The following is a 22562-nucleotide window of genomic DNA, read 5'->3' as shown; positions in this document are numbered from 1 at the left end:
CTTGAAATTAATCTTATGAATAAGTGATAGATAAATACAAAGTGATATTCTACCCGAAAGGGTTGGAAAGTCATTTACACAAAAATATTGACGCTCCCAGTTATTGATACTGATAAAAAAGAAATAATACTTAATGATTATTCTATTGTTTCATTAGATAAAGATAAAATTCCAAAAGTAGAATTCGAGAACAATAAAACACTAATCGATATGGAATATCGTGAATCTGATAAATCTTTTTACGTATTATCAGGAGATTTTGAGAAGAACGAGTTTGAAGTTGACAAATTGAATGAAAATTTCGATATTATTGAAAGTATACCTCTGAGTATAGAAGAAAAAAAGCCAACTGATTTATTATTAAAGTAGCATATAATCATATTCTAATAAAATATTTTAAGATTGTTTTTCAAACCTTTCCGCTTTATTATCAACAAAAACCAATATAAGCTATTTATGGTAGATTAAGGAGTATTACATATTGACAAATTATTAAAAAAATGTAAAATTACTCTAAAAGGGAGTTTGACACTATGAAAAAAGAAGATTTTTGTAAACTCGTATCAACTAAAATGAAACTTGTTCGAACTGAACAATAGCTAATTGGAATACAGTTGTAGCGTTTTGTACTTTATTCAATAAGAGTGAATTGTTAATATATGTAATTAGTGGCGATCCAGTTGATTTTGTCCAAGTTATTGCAAACAATATTGATAGTACATCAAAGGAAAAAACGATGGCGGTTGATTTGGTGGAAGGAAATTAAGATTAAGGGCAATTTTCGATTACAACAAAATATAATCAGAACTACTTCCGAATTTTAGATGAAGATAATTTTCGATGGTTTAGTTCGTTTGATGAAGATGAAGCCATGAAACGAATAAACGAGTTATGTTGAACATCATACTCAATTTAAAAAGGGGATATTTGTATGAATAATGGGAAAAAGAGGGTTTTGTTATTAATATTGTTGATAGGGACGTATTTATTAGCATTTGTGATGAATTTTATGCCTGCAATAAAGCATCCAGATTTAAATCTGGACAGAATTGATTTAATTACAAGTATTTTATTTGCCATCTTTTTACTCATGTATTCTTCAACAGGAAGCAAGAAGCTAAGAATTTTCTCAATGTTTGGGATTTTCTCGGGTATCGCCATTTTTTTAATCGTTAATTTTGAGAGTGTAATGAGTGATAATTTCATTTTGAATGCAATTGCTTCTATACAGTATCCGCTATATTCTATTTTTACTATTCCATTTTTCGGAGGGAATCTATTATTTGACGTTAATTATGCTACATACTCATTGTATCTTTCACTTTTTTATGTAATTGTTCTAGGACTGTCAATTTATTTTAAAAAGAAAAATGAGATATAGTCTAGTTATTTCGATTAGTTTACAATTTTAAATTTATTTATTATCAGACAAATGTTTATAAGTTAACACTTAATATGTTAGTTTAGATAGCTAATTCTATTGTTTTCTAAAGAGTCACGATTCAACAATCGGGAGCAATTGTGGAGCAACACTCTTAGGAAATGATCAAACTTTTTTATAAAAGGCTCATATTTAGCTAAAACGAAAAACTCCATTTTGATCAATCTTTTTTCAAAATGGAGTTTTTGCATTTGGTGTTAAATAAGGATTGAATAGAATTTTTTAATCAAACTTTATTCCAAACCAACACTATCTCGCCAAAAGAGCGGATAGACATTTTTTTATTTTAAATGTAAATTTTGAAGGAGTATCCTCCAACATGTGGAATTAAAATAAAGTCAGGTTATTTGTAATAAAGTTCGATTAAAAGACCTATTGTGTAGAGTACTTGTTAAAGATATTTGTTCAATTTAATGCCTGATTGTTAAGACTTCTCATACATCAAATCATTTCCTGTAAGGTGACAAAATGTTGAAAGGGGAGAAAAAAATGAGTGTAGAAATTTTTAACGGAGAACGTTCTGTAGAAAGTGTTCAATTTGAAAAGTTGTTATTTTCCCAGAGTAATAAGAAAAGTTTTTCTAGTATTGAAAATGCTCAACAGTTCATTAAGCAAAGGGGAACTGAAAATAATCAGCCCTATGTCATTGGAGATGATGTAAACTTTTTAAGTGATAGGAAGGAAGAAATTTTCGAGGGAATGCAGATTTTCACTTTAAATGATCAAAAGTCCCCGAAACAAAAGGTTATTCTCTATATACATGGTGGCGCTTGGACAAATCAACCTTTAATTTTCCATTGGTTATTTATGGATAGAATGGCACAAGCGTTACATGCAAAAGTTATTGCGCCAATTTATCCAAAAGTACCGCATTTTAACTATAAGGATACTTATCCCAAAATACTCAACTTATATAAAGAAATTTTAGGAACTGTTGAAAGTTCTAATCAATTGACCATTATAGGAGATTCAGCAGGTGGCAATATAGCACTTGGTCTGGTCCAACTGTTAAAGCACAACAATCTACCACAACCGCAAGATATTATTTTGCTATCTGCGTGTGTGGATTTGAGTTTAGAAAATCCGCTTATACCTGAATATGAAGAAAAAGACCCGATGTTAGCTAGTGAAGGAATGGAGGTCATTACAAAAATATGGGCAGCTGATAAAGATTTAAAAGATCCAATGATTAGTCCTATTTATGGTGATTTTCAAGGACTTGGGAAGATTACTCATTTTATAGGAACCCATGAAAGTTTATATCCAGATGCAATGAAATTTGATGAACAATTAACCGAACAAGGCATTGACATCACTACTTGGGTATATCCTAAAATGAACCATGTGTTTGTTGTTATGCCTATTCCTGAGGCTCTAGACGCTCAGCAGAAAATTATGAATATCATTCAGGGCAAAGTGTTGAAATAAAGCTAGTGAGTGCGAATCGAAAAAGTGAGGAAAGAATCCTGTATGGTATGCAGGATTTTTTTTTGTGCTACAAATGGGCCAAATTGAGATTTTACTTTATATTTTTTAGTAAATGAAAATATTTGTGGGAAACTTTTTATAATATGTAAACTTTTCTTTAAGTTCTGCGTTGTATAGGCAGAAGGGAGGTAGACATGGCAAAACAATCAATGAATGAATTTCTGCAACAAGTAGGAACCATGTTATACCGTTATTTGAGGAAACGTGGATTAGCCCATGAGGATGCAGAAGATATCGTTCAAGATACGTGTTATAAATTTTTAATACATAAAGATGGAATTCAATCAGACAAAGTAATGAGTTGGTTATATCGTGTAGCCACCAATCAGTTTTATGATCTCAAGAGAAAAGAAACGCGTCATCCCACAACTGAATTTGATGAAGTTCAATTGACAGCGTTGATTAACATGCCTGAGATTCAGGTGCTAAAAAAGGAAAAATTACAGGACATTCGAGACACGCTAGATACGCTATCCACCTTGCATCAGGAATTATTAGTTCTGAAATATGAGTTGGGATTATCATACAAAGAAATTTCTGCCCTCACGAATAAGAATGAAAACACATTAAAAACGCATGTTAGACGGGCTAGGGAAGAATTTACAGAACGATTTAAGGAGGACATTGATGATGAATAAAGAACAGAATAATTTTTTGTTTGATGAAAAACAGACAAAAAAAATAATGAGAAGGGCGAAGTTTTGGTCAACGATAAAAACAATTGGTATAACACTCATCGTTTCGCCAATTGTTCTAATAGTATTATGGTATGGTCTCAGGTATTTATCATTAAATAGTGCTCAGAAAGTAAGTGATGACATTAGATTATTTAATGAAATAAGCGCTCCCAATGTTCAAATTAGTAATCAGGTTTATGACGATAATTTGCTCGGAGGGAAAATCACAACAACAACCTATAAGGTACTTGGCGATCAGCATAGACCCTATATTTGGCAACCTATTGAAAGTGATTACAATTTATTTGGTACACTTATACATTCTTACATTTCTAACTCCATCCAAATAGAAGGTTCAGAATCGCTAGCAGAAACATATCAATTCGAACGGTTTAATGACTATACAGGCGATCGGGAAATGTTTTTTTACCATCCTAAGATTTCATATGATGTTTATAAAAATAAAATCAGTGAACTTAATCAATTGGATAAAAATACTTTAGTGGAATTAGCAATCTCTTTTGATAATGCTTATAGTTTTGGCGAAATTAAAAGCAAGCTACCTCCTGAAGTACAAGTAGATTGGTGGTGGGTAGATGCCTATACAGATGATACTCTAGATTTTTTTAAGCAAGGACAGAATACTATTTCAGCTAATGATCCTTACATTTACGGCTTTCAATCAGAGCAATCAAAACCCAAAGCCCGCCGTTCTTCAAACAACGAGGTTGACACCTTTATTCAAAACATTGAGCTTCTTCGAAAAAGCAAAAATTTTGAGTGGGAAACAAACCAAGTTTATCAATCTTTAATAGGGGAAAATAAAACCCTGGATAAAAGTGATGTGAAAATTATTGGTGCAGTAGTAACTGGTACTCCCGAGCAATTAGAAGCATTACAAGGACAAACTTACATTAAAGCATCTACATTTGGTGTAATATCTAATCGAAAATAGGGAAAATCGAAGGGAGTCAAATAGCTTTACCATAAAAATTACATGGAACAGTCCGCGTAATAAAAGAATGATTGAAATTAGAAAAGGCCTTGTTTGTTAAAACAGGCTTTTTTTCGTTCTGGTCCATAATAAAAATACCCATGAAATTGCATCAAAAAAGAAATTGTAAAGTAAACTTGACATGCAGGGAAATGTAAAGTAAACTTTACTTATCAACAAATGTACAGTTTACTTTACATTTCTAAAGGAGGCATTATGAAAAACAGAATTCGCGAATTGCGGAAATCGAAAAAGATTACGCAGGAGGATTTGTCTAAGTTAGTGGGTGTCTCACGACAATCAATCATTGCAATTGAATCGGGAAAATTCAATCCATCATTAGAGCTTGCCTATAATATTTCTAAAGCGTTCAATTGCACGATTGAAGAAGTTTTTATTTTCGAAGAGGGGGGAATGGCATAATGGAATTTTCTATAGGGGGTATTTTTGGACTGTATGGTGGGATGATTTTTGGCATCCTTGGCTGGTGGTTCGGAAGGAAAAAGGCGAAGAAAAATAGAGGCTTAGATGAAGTACATGACCATATTTGGCAAAAGGCGAAATCTTATTCATGGTATTTGACGTTAGCAGCAATTTATATTTTCTTTTCTTTAATAGTGTTTGGGATTAAATTAAGCACTGCCATGGTTTTAGCTGTACTTTTATTCGTACACTTAGGGAGCTGGGCGATCATTGGGCTCATTTTGACTATCAACATGTACAGTCCAATACCTTTTAAGCCTTCTTATGTGAAATTAGGTATAAGCATCAATGTCGCATCTCTACTTATTTTTACCATTATCTCGATCATAACAAATAATTGGCTGTTTTTATTATTCAGTATTCTGCCTAGTATGATGGGTATATTTACTGCACTTACAGTCAATAGGAAAGATTCTAAGTAAGTTAAATTGTACGTTTCATCCCTTTGGATAGGTTTATCTAGAGGGGTGATTTTTATTGTTCAAAAGAGAAGTAACCTTTAATCAATCACTTTTAAGATTAACCATTTATCCCTTAATAACGACCAGTTGTCGAGATTTCATTTACAACGTGTATGGAAAATTTTATAGTGAGGCGTAGAAAGGACAGTGATTATATGAAGGTAGAAATAACGATTGACCCTACATACAAAGAACCCAAAGTAATCATTCTCACAGATAAAGTGACTGATGATATAGAGCATCTTATGCAAAGTATTACTGCCGCATCGGAAAGCACTTTATTAGCTTTCTCTCATAAAGGCGTTGAATTGATCGAGAGTAAGAAAATAGTGCGTATTTATACAGAGCGAAAAAAGGTTTTTGTACAAACGATTAATGGTGTTTATACGGTACGTTTTCGTCTTTACGAGCTGGAGGAAAAGCTCAATCCTCAAATGTTTATCCGTATTTCTAATGCAGAAATGGTCAATCGCTACATGATAAAACATATGGACATTAGTAAAACAGGCACAATTGGAGTTGAATTAAAAAATGGAATCAAAACATATGCGTCTAGGCGCTATGTAACCAAAATAAAAAAAGATTTAGGAATTTGAGGTGAAAAACATGCGAAAAGACTTACTAATACGTAGCGGTGGCGGCTTTGTGATAGGTGTGTTAATCGGGCAAATTGTACAATTCTTTATATCGCTGGGATTAGGGCAAGAGAGATATGCGTGGGTCGTTCCAGAATTTCGGTCCTTTTTTACGACTGAAATGAGTGCTATCGTTACTCAAATTTTGTTAACGGGGTTAATTGGTATAACATTTGCGCTTGCCGCACTTATTTTTGAAGTTGCGAGATGGGGGATGTTGAAACAATATATTGCTCATTTTTTTGTAACTGCAGTGATTTGGATACCAATTGTGATGTTATTATGGATGCCAAAAACAACAGTAAATGTGTTTTCTCTTGTAGCAAGTTTTCTAGGGACCTACATCGTGACTTGGGTCTTGCAATATCGTTTTTCAAAAAGTGATATTGAAAAAATTAATGCCCTACTTTCAAGTCGAGGTGACGAAAATGACTATTAAAATAAAAAGCTTAACAAAACGTTATAAAGAGCATGTAGCTGTTAATCAACTGACTTTAGATATACAACAAGGAGAGATTTTTGCTCTTTTAGGACAAAATGCGGCAGGGAAAACGACGACAATTAAAATGTTGTGTGGCTTATTAAAGCCCTCTGAGGGTGATGCCATTTTTGACAGTGGAACCATTGTACAAAATCAGAAAGCTGTGAAACAAATAATCAATATCTCGCCACAAGAAACAGCTGTGGCACCTAATTTAACTGTGCACGAAAATCTTCTTTTTATTGGACAAATTTATGGGTATACCAAGGACCATGCACGGCACCATGCACAAGAGCAGATGGAATTGTTTGGCCTATCATCGCGTCAGCATAACAAAGCTAAGACATTATCAGGTGGCTATCAGCGACGTTTAAGTGTCGCAATGGCTATGATGACAAATCCAAAAGTACTGTTCCTTGATGAACCCACTTTAGGGATGGATGTACGATCAAGAAATGATTTATGGAACATTTTGATGCAATTAAAAGGGAAAGTGACCATTATTGTAACGTCTCATTATTTACAAGAAATAGAGGTGTTGGCTGATCGTGTGGGGATTATGCATCGAGGGCAATTATGTGCACTTGGTACCATTCAAAAATTAATGATGGAAACAGGCAAAAAATCTTTAGAAGATGCATTTTTAGTAATGACTGAGGAGGAGTTATTGTGAGAGCGACTGTATTTGCTACAAGAAATCATAAAGAGATTGTTCGTGACCCTATAACTTTATTAATTGGTATGGGATTACCAATCCTATTATTAGGTTTGTTTTCTGTGATGCAAAAAAATATGCCATTTGCTTTATATGAAATTAACAATCTAACACCAGGTGTCATCGTATTTGGTTTTTCTTTTCTCACACTGTTTTCGGGGATGTTACTAGGAAAAGATAAAAGCTCTTCTTTTTTAATGCGTATTTTTGCATCACCAATGTCTGCAACTGATTACATTTTGGGCTATATGCTCCCCTTTATACCTATCGCATTTTTACAGATCTCTTTATGCATGCTTACAGCCTTCTTTTTAGGGTTGTCTTTTAATAAGTCCCTTCTATTAATGATTCTTGTTCTACTTGTTATTTCTTCCCTTTATATTGGAATTGGTGTATTGCTAGGAACCTTATTTACAGATAAGCAAGTGGGGGGCATTTTTGCGATATTTGTGAATATCACAACTTGGTTGAGTGGAACATGGTTTACGTTAGATATGATCGGTGGAACATTTCAATCCATTGCACAATTATTACCTTTCGTACATGCAGTCAATGCAGCGAGAGATATCATGGATGGAGCATATGTTGATATGCTTCGATCACTGGCAGTCGTGATTGGCTATACTGTCTTGATAATGCTTACTGCGATCTCGACATTTAAACGAAAAATGCAAGGCTAGTGTCCAAATAAAAAAGGCAGTTCCAACAAACTGGACTGCCTTTTTTTTAATCGTGATTTAATGTTGCTGCGATTTCTGGCTGTTGCTCTACTTGACGTAGCATATTAAAGGATGCAATGGCTACTTCCACTTGATCGTCCTTTGGTTCGCGAGTTGTCAGTAACTGAAGCCATAGGCCAGGATAGCCAAGGAAACGTAACACTGGAATATTACGACAAGCGTTTGTCGCCTGTAATACTTCAAATGATATTCCCAGTACGACAGGAATTAATAAAATACGATCTAAAATACGTAGCCACAGTGGATCAGTTGGCACGAAGAAATATAAAAACATACCGACAAAGACTGTGAAAAGAATAAAGCTACTACCACAACGATAGTGTAGACGTGATTGCGCTTGGACGTTCTTTACTGTAATATCCAAACCAGCCTCATAGCAGTTGATGACTTTATGTTCTGCTCCATGGTACTGAAATACTCGTTTGATGAGAGGTGTTAACGAGATAAAATATAAATATGTTAGCAGTAATAGTAGTTTAATACCGCTTTCAAGTAAAATTTGTCCCGTTTTTCCTTCAATCCATTTAGAGAAAAAATCAGCTATAAAAACTGGAATTAGTGTAAAGGCGAATTTTCCGAATAAAAAGGATAGAATACCTACTAAAGCAACGCCAAGTATCATTTGCAGTCTAGATCCTTCCTCTTTATGATCTTCTTCTTCGCCAGGTATCACATCATAACGATCCCCTGCAAATTGCATGTGACGAGAACCTAAGCCTGCTGATTCAATCAACGCGACAACGCCTCGAACAAATGGGATTTTTTTTAGCTTTTGTAAAATAGGTTTTTGTACCTTTTTAAAATGATAATAATCAATGGAATCATCGTTACGACGAATGGCTGTAACTGTATGATCCTTTCCTCCGAACATCACACCTTCTAATTGTGCTTGTCCCCCGTATACAGGTGAATTGCTCAAGGCTAACACCACTCTCTTTATATATTTCAACTGTACCATTGTACTAAATTTAGTGAAAAACCTCTAGAGTTACGCATAGTAAATTTTCTATATGGCTACACTAATCGTACATTTTAGGAAATGATTAGTGTGTTAAGGAGGTAAATTTATGAAAATAGCAGCAGTAACATCCCTTGTAAATGCACTTGTTTTAGCGTTGTGCTTAAAAGGTTTACATTATTTTCATCTCATTAAATGGCATCCGATTGGTTTTTATAAGAAGTGGGGTTGGTTTGAAGAAAGCTCTAAATTATTTCATTGGACCTTCTTTATCTTTCTTCTATTCATTGTCGGGTTATTTTTATATATGACAATGCGCTATGTCTATGTCATTCCGGCTGTCTTTTCTTCGTTACTACTAGGACTTTTCGTGACCATTACTTTAGAGTGGATTGCATTAGATTTACCATTACAACTTTCTTCCTTTAAAAAGCTCTCGATTCCATTCATAGTTATTGTAGTTTGTCTTTTACGTTTCCTACTAGAAACGGCCAATTTTCATCAAAAGGAGCATACAGCGCAAAAAGGAAATTAGTTGCTGTATGCGCCGTGTATGATAAAATAAATGGCAAGTACATAGAAAGAGGCGAATAGAAGCGTGAAGTTATTATGTTTGAATGGACCTAACTTAAATCGACTTGGAAAAAGGGAGCCACATATTTATGGACATGAAACATTGGATGATGTTAGAGAAAATGTTCAAAATCTTGCGGCTTCTTTAGGTGCCACAGTTGAATTTCGTCAATCCAATCACGAAGGGGTACTTGTGGATTGGGTGCATGAAGCAGAGGACGAAAAATATGATGGCATTATCTTTAATCCCGGTGCATATACCCATACAAGCATCGCGTTACATGATGCAATTGCAGGAATTTCTGTGCCGGTTATCGAAGTACATATTTCCAATATCCACAAACGTGAGGCTTTTCGTCATCATTCCTATCTTGCTCCGGCCTGCCTTGGTCAAATTTGTGGACTAGGTACGAAAGGCTATGAACTGGCACTACGTACATTTATCGAGAGGGAGAATTGATTATGTTGAAATTACAAAAGCTACGTAAAGCACTTCAAGAACAAAACATCGATGGGATTTTAATTACTAATGGGTACAACCGCCGCTATATGACTGGTTTTACAGGGACAGCGGGCGTAGCAATTGTGTCTCAAAATGATGCTGTGTTTATTACGGATTTCCGTTATACAGAACAAGCTGCCGCACAAATTCAGGACTTCCGAATTGTAAAGCATGAAGCAACTATTATTGAAGAAATTGCCACGCAAGTAAACAATATGGGCATCAAATTATTGGGCTTTGAGAGAGATACTGTAAGCTATGGCACATATGAACTGTATAAATCGAATATTCAAGCTGATTTAGTGCCGATTTCTGGGCTAATTGAAAAAATTCGCTTGATTAAGACGGAGCAAGAGATTAATATTATTAAGGCTGCGTGTGAAATTGCTGATCACGCATTTACACATATTTTAGGCTTCATCAAGCCTGGTAAAACAGAGCTTGAGGTTTCGAATGAATTAGAATTTTTCATGCGTAAACAAGGAGCAACTCAGTCTTCGTTTGACATAATTGTTGCGTCTGGTCTTCGTTCAGCATTACCACATGGCGTTGCGACGAATAAAGTGATTGAAAAAGGCGACTTTGTTACATTAGACTTTGGTGCGCTATACAATGGCTATATTTCGGATATTACACGTACTGTGGCTGTTGGAGAACCATCTGAAAAATTAGTAGATATGTACAATGCTGTCCTTGCTTCTCAGCTGTTAGCACTTGAAAAAGTGGGCCCTGGATTAACAGGTATTCAAGCGGACGCTATTGCACGTGACTACTTAAAAGAAAAAGGATATGGCGAAGCATTTGGTCATTCTTTAGGACATGGTATCGGTCTTGAAGTGCATGAAGGCCCTGGCTTATCGATGCGTTCTGATGCAGTGCTAGAGCCAGGTATGGCCGTGACGATTGAACCAGGTGTTTATTTACCAGGTATCGGTGGTGTCCGTATTGAAGATGATATATTAATCACTGAGACGGGGAATGAACTACTAACACATTCGTCAAAAGAACTCATTATTTTATAAACTTTGGAGGAACACAAATGATTTCAGTAAACGATTTTCGTACAGGTCTAACAATTGTTGTTGATGGCCAATTATATCGCGTGTTAGATTTCCAACACGTTAAACCAGGTAAAGGTGCTGCCTTCGTACGTTCTAAATTACGTAACCTACGTAACGGCTCAGTGAATGAAAAAACATTCCGTGCTGGTGAAAAAGTAGAGAAGGCACAAATCGATAACCGTAAAATGCAATACCTATATGCCCAAGGTGACGATCATGTATTCATGGACTTAGAATCATATGAGCAAACTGAACTTGCTTCAGCAGCTATCGAGTATGAATTAAAATTCCTTAAAGAAAACATGGAAGTTCATATTCAATCTTACCAAGGTGAAATGTTAGGTGTTGAATTACCAAACACTGTACAATTAGAAGTAACTGAAACAGAACCAGGAATTAAAGGTGATACAGCTTCAGGCGGTACAAAACCTGCTACTCTTCAAACAGGTCTTATTGTACAAGTACCATTCTTCGTAAACCAAGGCGATGTTCTAATCATTAACACTGAAGAAGGCTCATACGTTTCTCGTGCCTAATTATTAATCATAATTAACCTACTCTTTTCTATGAAAGGGTAGGTTTTTATTTTTTTCTTATACATTTCTTGTGAAACGACTGGGACATTGTGATAATGGATAGAGGAACATTAACTTTTTTCCTTGTAAACTATCTAGTTTCTATCATCAGATAGATGGTTATTGTTGGAGGAAATGTCTACAATAATGGTAAGGAGTGAGAGTTATGCTACAAACAACATTTGATAGTCAATATCCAATCATTCAAGCGCCAATGGCAGGTGTAACATCACCTAAATTCGTGGCAGCTTGTTCCGAGGCAGGATTATTAGGCTCGATAGGTGCAGGTTACTTAGATGGTGACCAAACAAGGAAATTTATTCAGGAAGTGAAGAAGTTAACGACAAAACCCTTTGCAGTCAATTTATTTGTGCAAGAGGAGCCACAAATTGATATCGAGGTCTTACAAAAAGCCCGTATGGCACTGCAACCATTTTATGATGAACTTGGGCTATCCCCTGTACAAAGCGTTGTATCAAAAGAAGTTTTTGCTGGACAAGTACAAGCGGTCATCGAGGAAAAAGTTGAGATTTGCTCATTTACATTCGGCATTCCATCAGCAGAAGTACTTCAACAATTAAAGGAACATGGTATATATACAATTGGTACAGCTACTACATTAGAGGAAGCGAAGCTAGTTGAACAGGCTGGAATGGATGCTGTAGTCTTACAAGGTGGAGAGGCTGGTGGTCATCGAGGATCCTTTACATACCCACTTCAATTAATCCCTTTATATGATTTACTGCAGGAGGTAGTTGGGAGAATAGCTATTCCTATTATTGCTGCGGGGGGGCTAGTGACTAAAGCGGATATCCAGAAGGCCTTAGAAAGCGGTGCACAGGCAGTTCAAGTTGGAACAGTTTTACTGGTGGCAGAAGAATGCGAAATATCTCCACTGTATAAAAATGCAGTGTTAACATCAAAAGAACAGGAAACAACGATTACACTCGCATTTACAGGTAAACCAGCAAGAGGTTTAGCAAATGATTTTACTAAACGAATGAAGGATGCGACAGTTGCACCATATCCATTGCAAAATTATTTAACGACTACCATTCGTAAGGAAAGCGCTGTGCAAGGCAATGTCGAATATTTATCGATGTGGATGGGCGAAAATAGTCATCTTATACAACAGACTGGCACAGTAAAAAGTATTGTAGAAAAACTACTTTAAAATTTTTATATAGAAGATCTCTATACAGCCGTATAGAGGTCTTTTTTTTTGTAGAGCGACATATATTGCTGTACACGAGGGGGCGTAGGAATGGAATTACAAGACGTATTAAGAGTTGCTGGAGTGGGACTAGTCGTTGCGCTTCTTCATGTTTTCTTCGATCAAACAGGGAAGAAGGAGTTTTCATTTTTCCTATTTTTCATTGCCTACTTATATATGACAGCAGAATTACTCCGATTTTTACGTCTATTTTTTAACGAAATTCTCACATTCTTCCAATGGCTGACATCTTCTGGGTAATGTAAATGGAAATTGTTATCGTTGCTGTTGTCATGCTGCTTTTATTATTGCTGATAAAAGAAGTCATACAGCCACTTCACGCGCTAATAAGTGTGATGTTTTCGTTTTTGCTGTTTGGCATGCTGTTCTCGACACTTTTATTGCCCTTCGTCAAGCAACTTTTAGAAACGCTTGCCTTTTTGCCTTATGCAAAAGCTATTTTAATTAGTGCAAGTATGTTCTATGTTGGGCAATGGGTGTCATTGCTACTTGTAGAACATAACTATAAAGTGCTCGGGAACATCGTTTTTGCTGCGGTAAAGATTGTTATTTTGTTGTATTGGTTCAAAGAATTTTTGGCTGTTTTACAGGAGGTGTCGGCCATTTTACAAAGGCTAAACTAAGGAGCGAAGCCATTGCAGGAGCAAATACTATCGTTTTTAATCGACCCATTCTTTCTCTTGCTCAAGATGACATTGTTGCTATGTAGTTATGTCATCATTATTTTAATTATCAACATGATATTACCAGAATTTGAAAAAGGGACAAGGATACTTTTTTTTCTAATTGTGTTAGCTACTATAGGACCAGTTGTTGTTAAATCTTTTACATTAATTGATGAAATTGCACAAGGACTAGCCCATTTATTTACGGCGTTTTATCCTATTTTGACCTCAAGCTTTATGTTATCTAGTAGTATTACAGCCATTGCATCCTGGCAGCCTTTTTTGCTGTTTTTTGTACAAGTTCTCACAATTATTAGTAGTAAGTGGCTTATTCCAGGTGTTTTGTTAGCCATTGTTTTTGATGTGTGCAGTGTGATTGTCAAGGAAATATCTTTTACACGGATCGCGGATTTAATTCGCTTTACGATTATGAGTATCGTTTCTGCCTCTGTTATTTGCTACGTCCTATTGATGACCGCAGGAGGGGTGGCAGCGTTTAGTGTCAATGCGGCTGTAGCTGAACCAGTCAAAAAATTAATTGAAGAAAATATTCCGGTTGTTGGTTCTTTTATTGTAGATAGCTTTTCGATGTTTCAGCACATGACACAATTTACATCATCTCTTACAAGCATTAGTGCCTTTATCGCCGTTATTACGGTGTCATTTATTCCAACCGTTCAGCTTGTTGTCAGTGCCTATTCATTAAAAATGCTTGCAGCTATTTTAGAACCAATCGCCTTCGATGATATTTGTAGACTGCTAGATCAAATTAGTAAATCTCTATTTACCTTATGTGCAGTATCATTCCTGATTGCTTTTTCATTTATGTTTTCTTGTTTCTTCCTCATTGTGTTCGTACAAGTTATGGCAGGGGGGAGATAGATTGATTCTTTTATTGGCATTGCTTTTTGTATGTCAGATATTTGTGTTTCTAACGGATGATAAGGAAATAATTTCACTCACAAAATTGGTCATCACGTTAGTATTTTTGCAATTGCTATTAAAGATTCCATTTATCAATTCATAGGAAGAAACAAGCGTACATACACTTGAAAAAGAGAAGATGAAAGGAGGCCATGTACAAGTGATGTGGAAAAGACACGAAAAAAAACAACGTCATTAATGGTTTTAATACTGGTAGCTGCCTCCGTGGGAATTTTCATCATTTTACCTATGTATCAAACGAATTCAACGAACGACAAAGGTTCACCGCTCACTAATGAAGAAAAACTTGAGCAAACACTGAAAGCAATGCAAGGTGTTGGGGAGGTTAAAGTCTATTTTTATTATGGAGAGATGACAAATGATCAAGATGCCAATAAACTATTCAGCCAATATTTTCGAGGGACTGAGCAAAGCGCGAAAAACGTAACAGGAATGCTAGTTGTATCAGAAGGTGCATCCGATATCTTTGTAAAAAATGAAATTCGTGCAGTCGTCAGTCAAGTGATGCAGTTGCCGATTCATCGAATTATTATCGTTCCAATGGAAAATAAGGAGGAAAAGTAAATGCGCGTACGTAGAAGAACAGTTTGGTTTATGACATTATTAAGTTTAGTAGCAGTCATTTCAGTGTATTATTTGGTTGATCCAGCAAAACAGTTCAACGGTCTTACTATTTTTACGGATGATACATTACAACAGACTGCTGTAACTGGTGTTACAGATCAGAAAGCAACAAATGATGTCACACAAGAAGTTTCTTCACCGAGTCACTTATTTGAAGAAATGCGTATGCAAGTTAGTGATGAGAGAAGTCAACTTCGTGAACAGTTAACACAAAAAATTGCTTCAGAAGAATATTCCGCTGACGAAAAAAATGAGGCATTTAATGAAATGGATGGTCTTATTAAACGAGAATCAGCAGAAGCGATGCTTGAAATGCTCATTAAATCGTTAGGCTATTCTGATGCATTTGTTCGCGCTGAAGGTGAAAAAATTTCTGTTACAGTCATGGCAGAAGAATTATCAAAATCCCAAGCGAATGAAATTATATACTTAGTAAGAACAGAGATGGAAGGCGCAAATGACGTACAAGTAAAGTTTAGTGCAAATAATTATTAAAAAATATAGAAAAGAATAAATATTTAGTTTATTTATAAAAGGTTGTTATATATCAGCGTAATGAAAAGGCTTTCGCTTAGTAAAGGAAAGCCTTTTATTTTGTTCATATTTACTTAATTTTCATTTAACTATTTCAAATTGATTCGAAAAAATATAAAATAGTTATTGTAATAGATTTTATTTCATAAGGAGAGTTAGAAATGTTCAAAATTCAAGAAATTCGCGAAATTATTAAATTAGTAGATTCTTCTTCAATTGACGAGTTTGTGTATGAGGTAGATGGCGCAAAAGTTAAGTTAAAAAAGAATAATGTTGTTGTTACAGAAACTGTAGCACCTAAAAAAGAAGTAGTAGCACCTGTTGTACAACAATCTGCACCAGCAGCGACACCTGCACCAGCTAAAGTGGAAGAAGCACCAGCTGCGTCGGCACCAGCGACTAACGACCCATCGCTACATAAAATTGTGTCTCCAATGGTCGGTACTTTCTATCAATCACCAAACCCAGATTCACCAGCTTACGTAAAAGCAGGGGACAAAGTAGGAAACGAAACAATTGTATGTATCGTAGAAGCAATGAAATTATTCAACGAAATTGAAGCAGAAGTGCAAGGGGAAATCGTTGAAGTACTTGTGAAAGATGGCGAATTAGTAGAATACGGCCAACCATTATTCCTTGTAAAAGCTGAGTAAGGAGTGCAAATCCATGAAAAAAGTTTTAATTGCAAACCGCGGCGAAATCGCTGTGCGTATCATTCGTGCTTGTAAAGAGTTAGGCATTCAGTCAGTTGCTGTTTACTCTGAAGCAGATGCAGACGCATTACACGTGAAATTAGCAGACGAAGCCTACTGCATCGGACCGAAGCTATCAAAAGATTCTTATCTTAGCTTCCCAGCCCTACTTAGTGTAGCGGAAAAAACAGGTGCAGACGGTATCCACCCAGGATATGGCTTTGTATCGGAAAACGCTGATTTTGCAGAAGCTTGTGAAAACGCTGGCATTAAATTTATCGGTCCATCATCTGATTCTATTAAAATTATGGGAATCAAGGATGTTGCACGTACAACAATGGAAGCAGCGGGAGTTCCACTTGTTCCTGGTACTGGTATTGTGCCAGATATCGAAACAGGTAAAGAATGGGCTGCTAACATTGGCTACCCTGTCATCATCAAAGCAACTGCTGGTGGTGGTGGTAAAGGGATTCGCGTAGCACGTACAGAAGAAGACCTTGTGAAAGGTATTGAAATTACGCAAAAAGAGGCTGCTGCTGCATTTGGTAACCCTGGCGTATATTTAGAGAAATTCATCGAGTACTTCCGTCACTGTGAAATCCAAGTTTTAGCAGATGGCTACGGTAACGTAGTGCATTTAGGCGAGCGTGACTGTACAGTTCAACGCCGTATGCAGAAGTTAGTAGAGGAAGCTCCATCTCCAGCGCTTTCTTCTGAACGCCGTGCTGAAATGGGCGCAGCTGCAGTAAAAGCAGCACAAGCATGTGACTATGAAGGTGCTGGAACAATCGAGTTCATTTATGACTATCAAGCAGACAAGTTCTACTTCATGGAAATGAATACTCGTATCCAAGTTGAGCACCCAGTAACAGAAATGATTTCTGGTGTAGATCTTGTACAACAACAATTAAAAATTGCATCTGGTGAAAAACTTCCTTTCACTCAAGATGATATTCAAATAAATGGTTGGGCTATTGAATGTCGTATTAACGCAGAAAATGCCTACAAAAACTTCATGCCTTCAGCAGGAACTGTTGATACGTATGTAACGCCTGGTGGCTATGGTGTACGTATTGATTCTGCTGTCTATGCAGGCTATACAATTCCACCATATTATGATTCAATGGTGGCAAAATTAATTGTTCATGCAAACACACGTGAAGAAGCGATTGCGAAAATGAATCGCGCGCTAAGTGAATTCGAAGTATCTGGTCCTGGTATCAATACTACTATTCCATTCCACCAAGCATTGATGAACAATGACGTTTTCAAATCAGCACAATTCAATACGAAGTTCTTAGAAGAGAATGATGTGTTGGGGACAAGCAAGTAATTGATATGTGGATTTAGGGAATAGAATGCATTCCAAATATCGCAATAAAATTACCTTCTAACATTCAATTGTTAGGAGGTTTTTTATTTGGCTAGAAAAGGTCAGCATACAGGGATTTTTGATTTAGAAGATGTGACAGAAGCTATACAGCTACCAAGTTTTGAGGGTACGTTTGAAGAGAAAGATACGATACTGATTACTCCACCAAAGCTAATGATCGATGTAGCTAAATTACATGAGGGTAAGAAAGATGTAGAAAATAATAGTGCTTTGTTAATTGTGAAAGAGCAAATGCGTCTGTCGGACGTTCGTAAAGCGACAATCAATGAATATATTTATACTTTTAAACGTTTAGTAGATGCAATGAAAATTGAATATGTAGATGACATTAAATTGGAGTCCATATTTGGTTGGCTTGCGAGCTTAGGGGATATTTCAGATGTATCGAAACAAAGCCGTCTAAGTGTCGGTAAAGCTGTTTTAGAATATTACTCCTATCCCAAATATTGGGTTTGTGTTAACATATATATATGAATCTTTTAACTTTAGAAAATATGAAAGGAAGTGTAATAATCATATGAAAAAGATAATGAAACTAATGATTAGTGTTATTGTCATTGGTGCCCTCTCTCTATCTATAAATATAGATAAAAATGTATTAGCTAATGATATTGCAAATACATGTGAGTATGATTCGGCACCGAAGGTCAACCCTGATTATTCCACAATGAACTGTTTGTTAACTGAAACAGCACTGAGTTATGATGTTCCTCCTGAAATTGTGAAGGCAATTGCAGAAGGTGAAAGTGGAAATTGGCGTCATTTCGATATTAATGGTGAAGCGATTGTGACAGCTGATAATGGAATTGGCATTATGCAAATTACTAATCAAGCTGGCTACAATCAAGATAGACTAAAAAGCGATATTGTCTATAATATTCAAGCTGGTGTAAAGACTCTAGATGATATGTTTAAGCGGAAGGATTTGCCTAGCATCAACGGAGGGAAAAGAGATGTATTGGAACATTGGTACTTCGCTATCATGGCTTATAATGGTACTAAGCCAGTAAATAGTCCAATTGTCCAAGCAACTGGTGAAAGAAATGCAAATGCCTATCAAGAAAGAATTCTCCGAATTATTGAAAAATTGGAATTAATAGACTTAAAAGAGCTGCCTTTTTCACGCGAACATTTTCAATATGACTCTAACAGCAGGGAAAATATTAAATTTTCAGCGATGAACTATGATTTTGATTTACCATTAACAAAATCAAAGTATTTTTTTGAAACAAATCAAAAAGTTAGTGCAACAACTAATGTAAAATTTAGGACAAAACCTACTACGGATAGTCCTTCTATGGGTACTTTACGTAAAGGCGAAATTGTTACCATTACAGGTCCTTTTGAATATGAAGAAGTATCAACGAAGAAAAACCATTTTGTTTGGTATCCTGTGAAAAGAAATGACGGGACGGAGGGGTATGTAGCATCAAGTTATTTAAACTACTCAGCTTCAACACCAACGCCAACACCTACAACTCCAGTTGCCACTACACAGGACTACTCAGCTTACGCTAAAAAGTTTGCAGACTTCAGCACTACAGCTTGGTGGAGAGATGATATGATTTGGGCAATCGACCGAGGTTTAATTAGTGGTTACGGTAACGTATGGAACGCAAAAACAAAGAAATACGAAACACAGTTACAACCGAACACACAATTAACAGAAGCTCACTTCTTAACAATCTTCTTCCGCTACGTACAGAAAGATGAATTAGCAAGTGTGAAAAACACATCGTCTTGGAACAAAAGTGGTTTATATAACATGGCAAGTAAATACAAAATGCCAGTATTAGCTTCAGAAGCATCTACAACTTCTAAAGGTTTAGCGGATAAAGGTATTAGACGTGGTAAACTAGCCCAACTGATGGCATCATACCACTACGGGCAAACGGTAAGTGAAAACGAAGCTATTCAATTTTTCATGGATAATGGGATTACTACAGCTACATCAATTGATGCCTATAACCCCGACCAAATTTTAACTCGCTCTCAAATCTCAGCGTTTATTCAAAGATATGAATCATTCGTATCTAACCAAAAATAATTGAACTTAAAAAACGGTTGCGTTCATAGCAATCGTTTTTTGTATTTTAATGCTGTTACAATTCAAAAAGTATTTAGTTGAGTTAGCTTACAGCATGGCAGATACAAAAACATTTGGCTATGTTCGTGTCAGTGACAAAGGACAGAACGTAGAACGTCAAGATATTAAGATGTTAGAGCTATGAGTTGAGAAGCGTGACATATTCGTTGATAAAGCATATTTTAGAGTGGACGCTATCCTTAGAAGAAAAGGAGTGATTGGTGAGAATATGACTTTTAATGAGAAGGAAAAAGAAAGAGCTGTTGAATCGCTTCAATACTAAGTTCCTAGAAGAGAATGATGTATTGGGTGTAACAGAAAAAGCGAAGTAAGCGTTCGCAATTTAAAACCTTCAAACTTTCAAAGTTAGGAGGTTTTTTGGTTTATACAATAGTATGATTGAATGAGCTATAAAACATCTGCGCAAAACAGTCAAAAAGGGGGAATCGAGATGCCTGTATACAATAAGTTAGTGAGAGATAAAATTCTAGAAATAATGGATACAAAGGGTTTAACTTATCATGCTCGTACCTTAGAACCTATTGAACTATTAACGGAAGTAAAGGCAAAAATGCTAGAAGAAGCTAAGGAATTTCATGAGGCTATTCATGCACAAGAAAGTGTTGAAGAGCTAGCAGATATCTTAGAGCTCATTCATACAGCAATAAGTATGTTAGGTATAAGCTACGAAGAGCTTGAAGCGATTCGTGATCAGAAGAAAATGGAGCGTGGAGGATTTAACAAGGGAATTTATTTAATAGATGTTGAAGATCATTAACTACCATTCCATGAAGTGCTCTATAAATTAAAACGGCTTTCCACAGCCAAACCTTCCTTTTTATAGTATAATAAGCATAAGTACAGCACTTGTTTGTGATGTGTAAGGGAAAGGATGATATTTGTATGGCAGAGAAAGTAGGACAATCTTTCGTACAACCAACACCTTCTGGGAAAGAAGAGCTTGGAAAAATTGAGGTAGCGGCAGAGGTTATCGAAGTTGTGGCTGGGATCGCTGTAAATGAGGTCGAAGGCATTGCTGCAACACGTGGTAATATTGCGACTGGTGTCGTGGAACGTTTCGGTAAAAAAGTACACAATAAAGGCATTAAATCAGGTGTAACGGAAACGGGTGAAATCGCTATTGATGTATTTTGCTCTGTGAAATATGGATATGCCATTCCTAAGGTAGCAAAGGAAGTTCAAACACAGATACGCCAAGCTATTTTTAATATGACAGCACTTGAAACAGCAGAAGTAAATGTGCATATTACAGGTATTCACTTCGAAAAAGAAGAAACTGTGGTTCATGAATAAAACGAAAAGGATTGCCCGATGATGATTCATCCGTAGGCAATCCTTTTTTTATGGGGACTTCTCTATTTGGAAATTCATTCATAATATTGTACCGTTTTACTTTATAATTCAATATGCTTTGGCTTTCTCCAGAATAACGCAAGGATGACACCAAGCACTAAAACGATTGTGGCAAAATAATATGGATAGTTCAAATTAATATCGAACAGTATTCCACCTAAAATTGGACCGAAAATATTACCAAGACTTGTAAACATAGAGTTCATACCACCAACAAACCCTTGTTCATTTCCTGCAATCTTAGATAAATATGATGTGACTGCTGGACGAATTAAATCGAAACCAACGAAAATAAAGAATGTGACAAACAAAATGGCAAAATAATGATTCACGATTGTCATCGCAAATGTTAAAACCGCTGAGAGGATCAGGGAATAACGAATGACATTAATTTCACCCATTTTCTTTGTCAGCCAGTCAAATAGTAATAATTGAGCCAGTGCACCTACAATCCCACTGCCTGTAATAATAATAGCGATATCTGATGGCGTAAAAGCGAATTTATGGTCAACGAATAAACTAAATAATGATTCAAACGCTGCTAAACCAAACGATAGGACAAAAATAAGGATGAATGGAATGAAATAAAGCGGACTAAAAACACGCTTTACACTACCTGAAATTGATGGTGATGCCTCTTCCTCATTTGTATCACGTGTCGGTTCCTTTAATAACAGAAGTGATAGAATAGCTGCCACAAAGCCAAGTACTCCAGCCGCATAAAATGGTACACGTGTACCATATTCAGCTAAAAATCCACCGATACCAGGACCAATTATAAAGCCCGTACTAATGGCCGCACTCATATAGCCAAGAGCTTTTGGACGTTGAGATAATGTCGTAATATCAGCAATATAAGCTGTTACTGCTGGCATAATGAAAGCTGCACTCACGCCACCTAGCATTCGAGAGATAAAGAGAATTTCAATGGAACTTCCCAATCCAAATAAAAACTCTGATAGCCCAAAAATAAAAAGACCTGCAACAATCATGACTTTGCGGCCAATATTATCGACTAACTTACCAGCAATTGGTGACGCAATTAATTGCGTAATAGCAAAAGCTGCAACCATATAGCCAACGACAGAGCCCGAAATATGAAGCTCATTCATGATCGTCGGTAAAACAGGAATGACTAAACCAATACCTAAAAAGGCAATGAATAGATTCGATAGTAAAATTGCTAATGTTACATTTTGTTTCTTGCTCATAAAGTTCTCCTTCTATTCGT

Annotated in this window: 28 protein-coding genes; 26 read left to right on the top strand and 2 right to left on the bottom strand. The window is 36.0% G+C overall.

Annotated features, from left to right (window positions below; all coding sequences use genetic code 11):
• The first annotated feature begins 931 nt into the window (after nt 1-931).
• From AO843_RS20795 to AO843_RS20750, 10 genes are all read left to right on the top strand, one after another.
• Nucleotides 932-1381, top strand: coding sequence for a hypothetical protein (locus AO843_RS20795; RefSeq protein ID WP_054612981.1), 450 nt, complete (start codon nt 932-934; stop codon nt 1379-1381).
• 549 nt (nt 1382-1930) lie between these two features.
• Complete coding sequence (locus tag AO843_RS20790) at nt 1931-2869, top strand: alpha/beta hydrolase fold domain-containing protein (protein ID WP_054612980.1); 939 nt, start codon at nt 1931-1933, stop codon at nt 2867-2869.
• A 194-nt stretch (nt 2870-3063) separates the two neighbouring features.
• On the top strand, nt 3064-3567 hold the full coding sequence (locus tag AO843_RS20785; protein WP_054612979.1) for an RNA polymerase sigma factor: 504 nt from the start codon (nt 3064-3066) through the stop codon (nt 3565-3567).
• Nucleotides 3560-4561 carry an anti sigma factor C-terminal domain-containing protein gene (locus AO843_RS20780; RefSeq protein WP_054612984.1) on the top strand — a complete coding sequence of 334 codons (1002 nt, stop codon included), beginning with the start codon at nt 3560-3562 and terminating at the stop codon, nt 4559-4561. Before AO843_RS20785 ends, AO843_RS20780 begins: the two co-directional genes overlap by 8 nt.
• 255 nt (nt 4562-4816) lie before the next feature.
• The gene (locus AO843_RS20775; RefSeq protein WP_054612978.1) at nt 4817-5023 is read left to right on the top strand and encodes a helix-turn-helix transcriptional regulator; all 207 of its coding nucleotides are present in this window, start codon (nt 4817-4819) and stop codon (nt 5021-5023) included.
• Nucleotides 5023-5505 (top strand): hypothetical protein, encoded by a 483-nt coding sequence (locus tag AO843_RS20770; RefSeq protein WP_054612977.1) that lies wholly within the window; start codon nt 5023-5025, stop codon nt 5503-5505. Before AO843_RS20775 ends, AO843_RS20770 begins: the two co-directional genes overlap by 1 nt.
• Before the next feature lie 194 nt (nt 5506-5699).
• A complete protein-coding gene (locus tag AO843_RS20765; RefSeq protein WP_054612976.1) occupies nt 5700-6140 on the top strand; it encodes a LytTR family DNA-binding domain-containing protein in 441 nt (146 codons plus the stop codon).
• 10 nt (nt 6141-6150) lie between these two features.
• Nucleotides 6151-6618: a DUF3021 domain-containing protein gene (locus tag AO843_RS20760; protein ID WP_054612975.1), complete on the top strand. Its 468-nt coding sequence runs from the start codon at nt 6151-6153 to the stop codon at nt 6616-6618.
• Complete coding sequence (locus AO843_RS20755; RefSeq protein ID WP_054612974.1) at nt 6608-7333, top strand: ABC transporter ATP-binding protein; 726 nt, start codon at nt 6608-6610, stop codon at nt 7331-7333. Before AO843_RS20760 ends, AO843_RS20755 begins: the two co-directional genes overlap by 11 nt.
• Nucleotides 7330-8055, top strand: coding sequence for an ABC transporter permease (locus AO843_RS20750; RefSeq protein WP_054612973.1), 726 nt, complete (start codon nt 7330-7332; stop codon nt 8053-8055). The genes AO843_RS20755 and AO843_RS20750 overlap by 4 nt, the downstream gene beginning before the upstream one ends.
• A 46-nt stretch (nt 8056-8101) precedes the next feature.
• Here AO843_RS20750 and AO843_RS20745 read toward each other — a convergent pair whose 3' ends face one another.
• The gene (locus tag AO843_RS20745; RefSeq protein WP_054612972.1) at nt 8102-9073 is read right to left on the bottom strand and encodes a DUF1385 domain-containing protein; all 972 of its coding nucleotides are present in this window, start codon (nt 9071-9073) and stop codon (nt 8102-8104) included.
• 109 nt (nt 9074-9182) lie between these two features.
• Between AO843_RS20745 and AO843_RS20740 the strand changes: the two genes are divergently transcribed.
• The 16 genes from AO843_RS20740 to AO843_RS20665 all read left to right on the top strand — a co-directional run bounded on the left by AO843_RS20740 (nt 9183) and on the right by AO843_RS20665 (nt 21271).
• Complete coding sequence (locus AO843_RS20740; RefSeq protein WP_054612971.1) at nt 9183-9608, top strand: hypothetical protein; 426 nt, start codon at nt 9183-9185, stop codon at nt 9606-9608.
• A gap of 63 nt (nt 9609-9671) precedes the next feature.
• The gene (gene aroQ / locus AO843_RS20735) at nt 9672-10106 is read left to right on the top strand and encodes a type II 3-dehydroquinate dehydratase (RefSeq protein WP_004231111.1); all 435 of its coding nucleotides are present in this window, start codon (nt 9672-9674) and stop codon (nt 10104-10106) included.
• A 2-nt stretch (nt 10107-10108) separates the two neighbouring features.
• Nucleotides 10109-11170, top strand: a complete 1062-nt coding sequence (locus AO843_RS20730; protein WP_054612970.1) for a M24 family metallopeptidase — start codon at nt 10109-10111, stop codon at nt 11168-11170.
• 17 nt (nt 11171-11187) lie between these two features.
• Nucleotides 11188-11745, top strand: a complete 558-nt coding sequence (gene efp / locus AO843_RS20725) for an elongation factor P (protein ID WP_008179859.1) — start codon at nt 11188-11190, stop codon at nt 11743-11745.
• Nucleotides 11746-11950: 205 nt separating this feature from the next.
• Nucleotides 11951-12958, top strand: coding sequence for an NAD(P)H-dependent flavin oxidoreductase (locus AO843_RS20720; RefSeq protein ID WP_054612969.1), 1008 nt, complete (start codon nt 11951-11953; stop codon nt 12956-12958).
• A 90-nt stretch (nt 12959-13048) separates the two neighbouring features.
• On the top strand, nt 13049-13258 hold the full coding sequence (locus tag AO843_RS20715; RefSeq protein ID WP_012295089.1) for a hypothetical protein: 210 nt from the start codon (nt 13049-13051) through the stop codon (nt 13256-13258).
• Nucleotides 13259-13263: 5 nt separating this feature from the next.
• Nucleotides 13264-13641 (top strand): hypothetical protein, encoded by a 378-nt coding sequence (locus AO843_RS20710; RefSeq protein ID WP_054612968.1) that lies wholly within the window; start codon nt 13264-13266, stop codon nt 13639-13641.
• A 12-nt stretch (nt 13642-13653) separates the two neighbouring features.
• Complete coding sequence (locus AO843_RS20705; protein ID WP_025116078.1) at nt 13654-14565, top strand: stage III sporulation protein AE; 912 nt, start codon at nt 13654-13656, stop codon at nt 14563-14565.
• Nucleotides 14566-14772: 207 nt separating this feature from the next.
• Nucleotides 14773-15192, top strand: coding sequence for a hypothetical protein (locus AO843_RS20700; protein WP_054612967.1), 420 nt, complete (start codon nt 14773-14775; stop codon nt 15190-15192).
• On the top strand, nt 15193-15747 hold the full coding sequence (locus AO843_RS20695; RefSeq protein ID WP_054612966.1) for a SpoIIIAH-like family protein: 555 nt from the start codon (nt 15193-15195) through the stop codon (nt 15745-15747).
• A 200-nt stretch (nt 15748-15947) separates the two neighbouring features.
• A complete protein-coding gene (accB, locus tag AO843_RS20690; RefSeq protein ID WP_054612965.1) occupies nt 15948-16439 on the top strand; it encodes an acetyl-CoA carboxylase biotin carboxyl carrier protein in 492 nt (163 codons plus the stop codon).
• Nucleotides 16440-16452: 13 nt separating this feature from the next.
• Nucleotides 16453-17811, top strand: a complete 1359-nt coding sequence (gene accC / locus AO843_RS20685; RefSeq protein ID WP_054612964.1) for an acetyl-CoA carboxylase biotin carboxylase subunit — start codon at nt 16453-16455, stop codon at nt 17809-17811.
• Nucleotides 17812-17898: 87 nt separating this feature from the next.
• Nucleotides 17899-18345: a hypothetical protein gene (locus tag AO843_RS20680; RefSeq protein ID WP_054612963.1), complete on the top strand. Its 447-nt coding sequence runs from the start codon at nt 17899-17901 to the stop codon at nt 18343-18345.
• 43 nt (nt 18346-18388) lie between these two features.
• Nucleotides 18389-19918: an SH3 domain-containing protein gene (locus AO843_RS20675; RefSeq protein ID WP_054612962.1), complete on the top strand. Its 1530-nt coding sequence runs from the start codon at nt 18389-18391 to the stop codon at nt 19916-19918.
• A 490-nt stretch (nt 19919-20408) separates the two neighbouring features.
• The gene (locus AO843_RS20670) at nt 20409-20735 is read left to right on the top strand and encodes a nucleoside triphosphate pyrophosphohydrolase (RefSeq protein ID WP_054612983.1); all 327 of its coding nucleotides are present in this window, start codon (nt 20409-20411) and stop codon (nt 20733-20735) included.
• Between the two features lie 125 nt (nt 20736-20860).
• Nucleotides 20861-21271: an Asp23/Gls24 family envelope stress response protein gene (locus tag AO843_RS20665; protein ID WP_004231142.1), complete on the top strand. Its 411-nt coding sequence runs from the start codon at nt 20861-20863 to the stop codon at nt 21269-21271.
• Nucleotides 21272-21372: 101 nt separating this feature from the next.
• Here AO843_RS20665 and AO843_RS20660 read toward each other — a convergent pair whose 3' ends face one another.
• A complete protein-coding gene (locus AO843_RS20660) occupies nt 21373-22542 on the bottom strand; it encodes an MFS transporter (RefSeq protein WP_054612961.1) in 1170 nt (389 codons plus the stop codon).
• Nucleotides 22543-22562 lie beyond the last annotated feature (20 nt).

The sequence above is a fragment of the Lysinibacillus sp. ZYM-1 genome (assembly GCF_001308875.1).
Lineage (GTDB): Bacteria > Bacillota > Bacilli > Bacillales_A > Planococcaceae > Lysinibacillus.
The sequence above is the reverse complement of the archived record's forward strand: the minus strand, read 5'-3'. Positions and strand labels throughout refer to the sequence as shown.

Coding starts and splice junctions, on each gene's coding strand:
- AO843_RS20795 (WP_054612981.1), top strand. CDS start 932: ATGAATAATGGGAAAAAGAGGGTTTTGTTATTAATATTGTTGATAGGG.
- AO843_RS20790 (WP_054612980.1), top strand. CDS start 1,931: ATGAGTGTAGAAATTTTTAACGGAGAACGTTCTGTAGAAAGTGTTCAA.
- AO843_RS20785 (WP_054612979.1), top strand. CDS start 3,064: ATGGCAAAACAATCAATGAATGAATTTCTGCAACAAGTAGGAACCATG.
- AO843_RS20780 (WP_054612984.1), top strand. CDS start 3,560: ATGAATAAAGAACAGAATAATTTTTTGTTTGATGAAAAACAGACAAAA.
- AO843_RS20775 (WP_054612978.1), top strand. CDS start 4,817: ATGAAAAACAGAATTCGCGAATTGCGGAAATCGAAAAAGATTACGCAG.
- AO843_RS20770 (WP_054612977.1), top strand. CDS start 5,023: ATGGAATTTTCTATAGGGGGTATTTTTGGACTGTATGGTGGGATGATT.
- AO843_RS20765 (WP_054612976.1), top strand. CDS start 5,700: ATGAAGGTAGAAATAACGATTGACCCTACATACAAAGAACCCAAAGTA.
- AO843_RS20760 (WP_054612975.1), top strand. CDS start 6,151: ATGCGAAAAGACTTACTAATACGTAGCGGTGGCGGCTTTGTGATAGGT.
- AO843_RS20755 (WP_054612974.1), top strand. CDS start 6,608: ATGACTATTAAAATAAAAAGCTTAACAAAACGTTATAAAGAGCATGTA.
- AO843_RS20745 (WP_054612972.1), bottom strand. CDS start 9,073: ATGGTACAGTTGAAATATATAAAGAGAGTGGTGTTAGCCTTGAGCAAT.
- AO843_RS20740 (WP_054612971.1), top strand. CDS start 9,183: ATGAAAATAGCAGCAGTAACATCCCTTGTAAATGCACTTGTTTTAGCG.
- AO843_RS20730 (WP_054612970.1), top strand. CDS start 10,109: ATGTTGAAATTACAAAAGCTACGTAAAGCACTTCAAGAACAAAACATC.
- efp (WP_008179859.1), top strand. CDS start 11,188: ATGATTTCAGTAAACGATTTTCGTACAGGTCTAACAATTGTTGTTGAT.
- AO843_RS20720 (WP_054612969.1), top strand. CDS start 11,951: ATGCTACAAACAACATTTGATAGTCAATATCCAATCATTCAAGCGCCA.
- AO843_RS20715 (WP_012295089.1), top strand. CDS start 13,049: ATGGAATTACAAGACGTATTAAGAGTTGCTGGAGTGGGACTAGTCGTT.
- AO843_RS20710 (WP_054612968.1), top strand. CDS start 13,264: ATGGAAATTGTTATCGTTGCTGTTGTCATGCTGCTTTTATTATTGCTG.
- AO843_RS20695 (WP_054612966.1), top strand. CDS start 15,193: ATGCGCGTACGTAGAAGAACAGTTTGGTTTATGACATTATTAAGTTTA.
- accB (WP_054612965.1), top strand. CDS start 15,948: ATGTTCAAAATTCAAGAAATTCGCGAAATTATTAAATTAGTAGATTCT.
- accC (WP_054612964.1), top strand. CDS start 16,453: ATGAAAAAAGTTTTAATTGCAAACCGCGGCGAAATCGCTGTGCGTATC.
- AO843_RS20675 (WP_054612962.1), top strand. CDS start 18,389: ATGAAAAAGATAATGAAACTAATGATTAGTGTTATTGTCATTGGTGCC.
- AO843_RS20670 (WP_054612983.1), top strand. CDS start 20,409: ATGCCTGTATACAATAAGTTAGTGAGAGATAAAATTCTAGAAATAATG.
- AO843_RS20665 (WP_004231142.1), top strand. CDS start 20,861: ATGGCAGAGAAAGTAGGACAATCTTTCGTACAACCAACACCTTCTGGG.
- AO843_RS20660 (WP_054612961.1), bottom strand. CDS start 22,542: ATGAGCAAGAAACAAAATGTAACATTAGCAATTTTACTATCGAATCTA.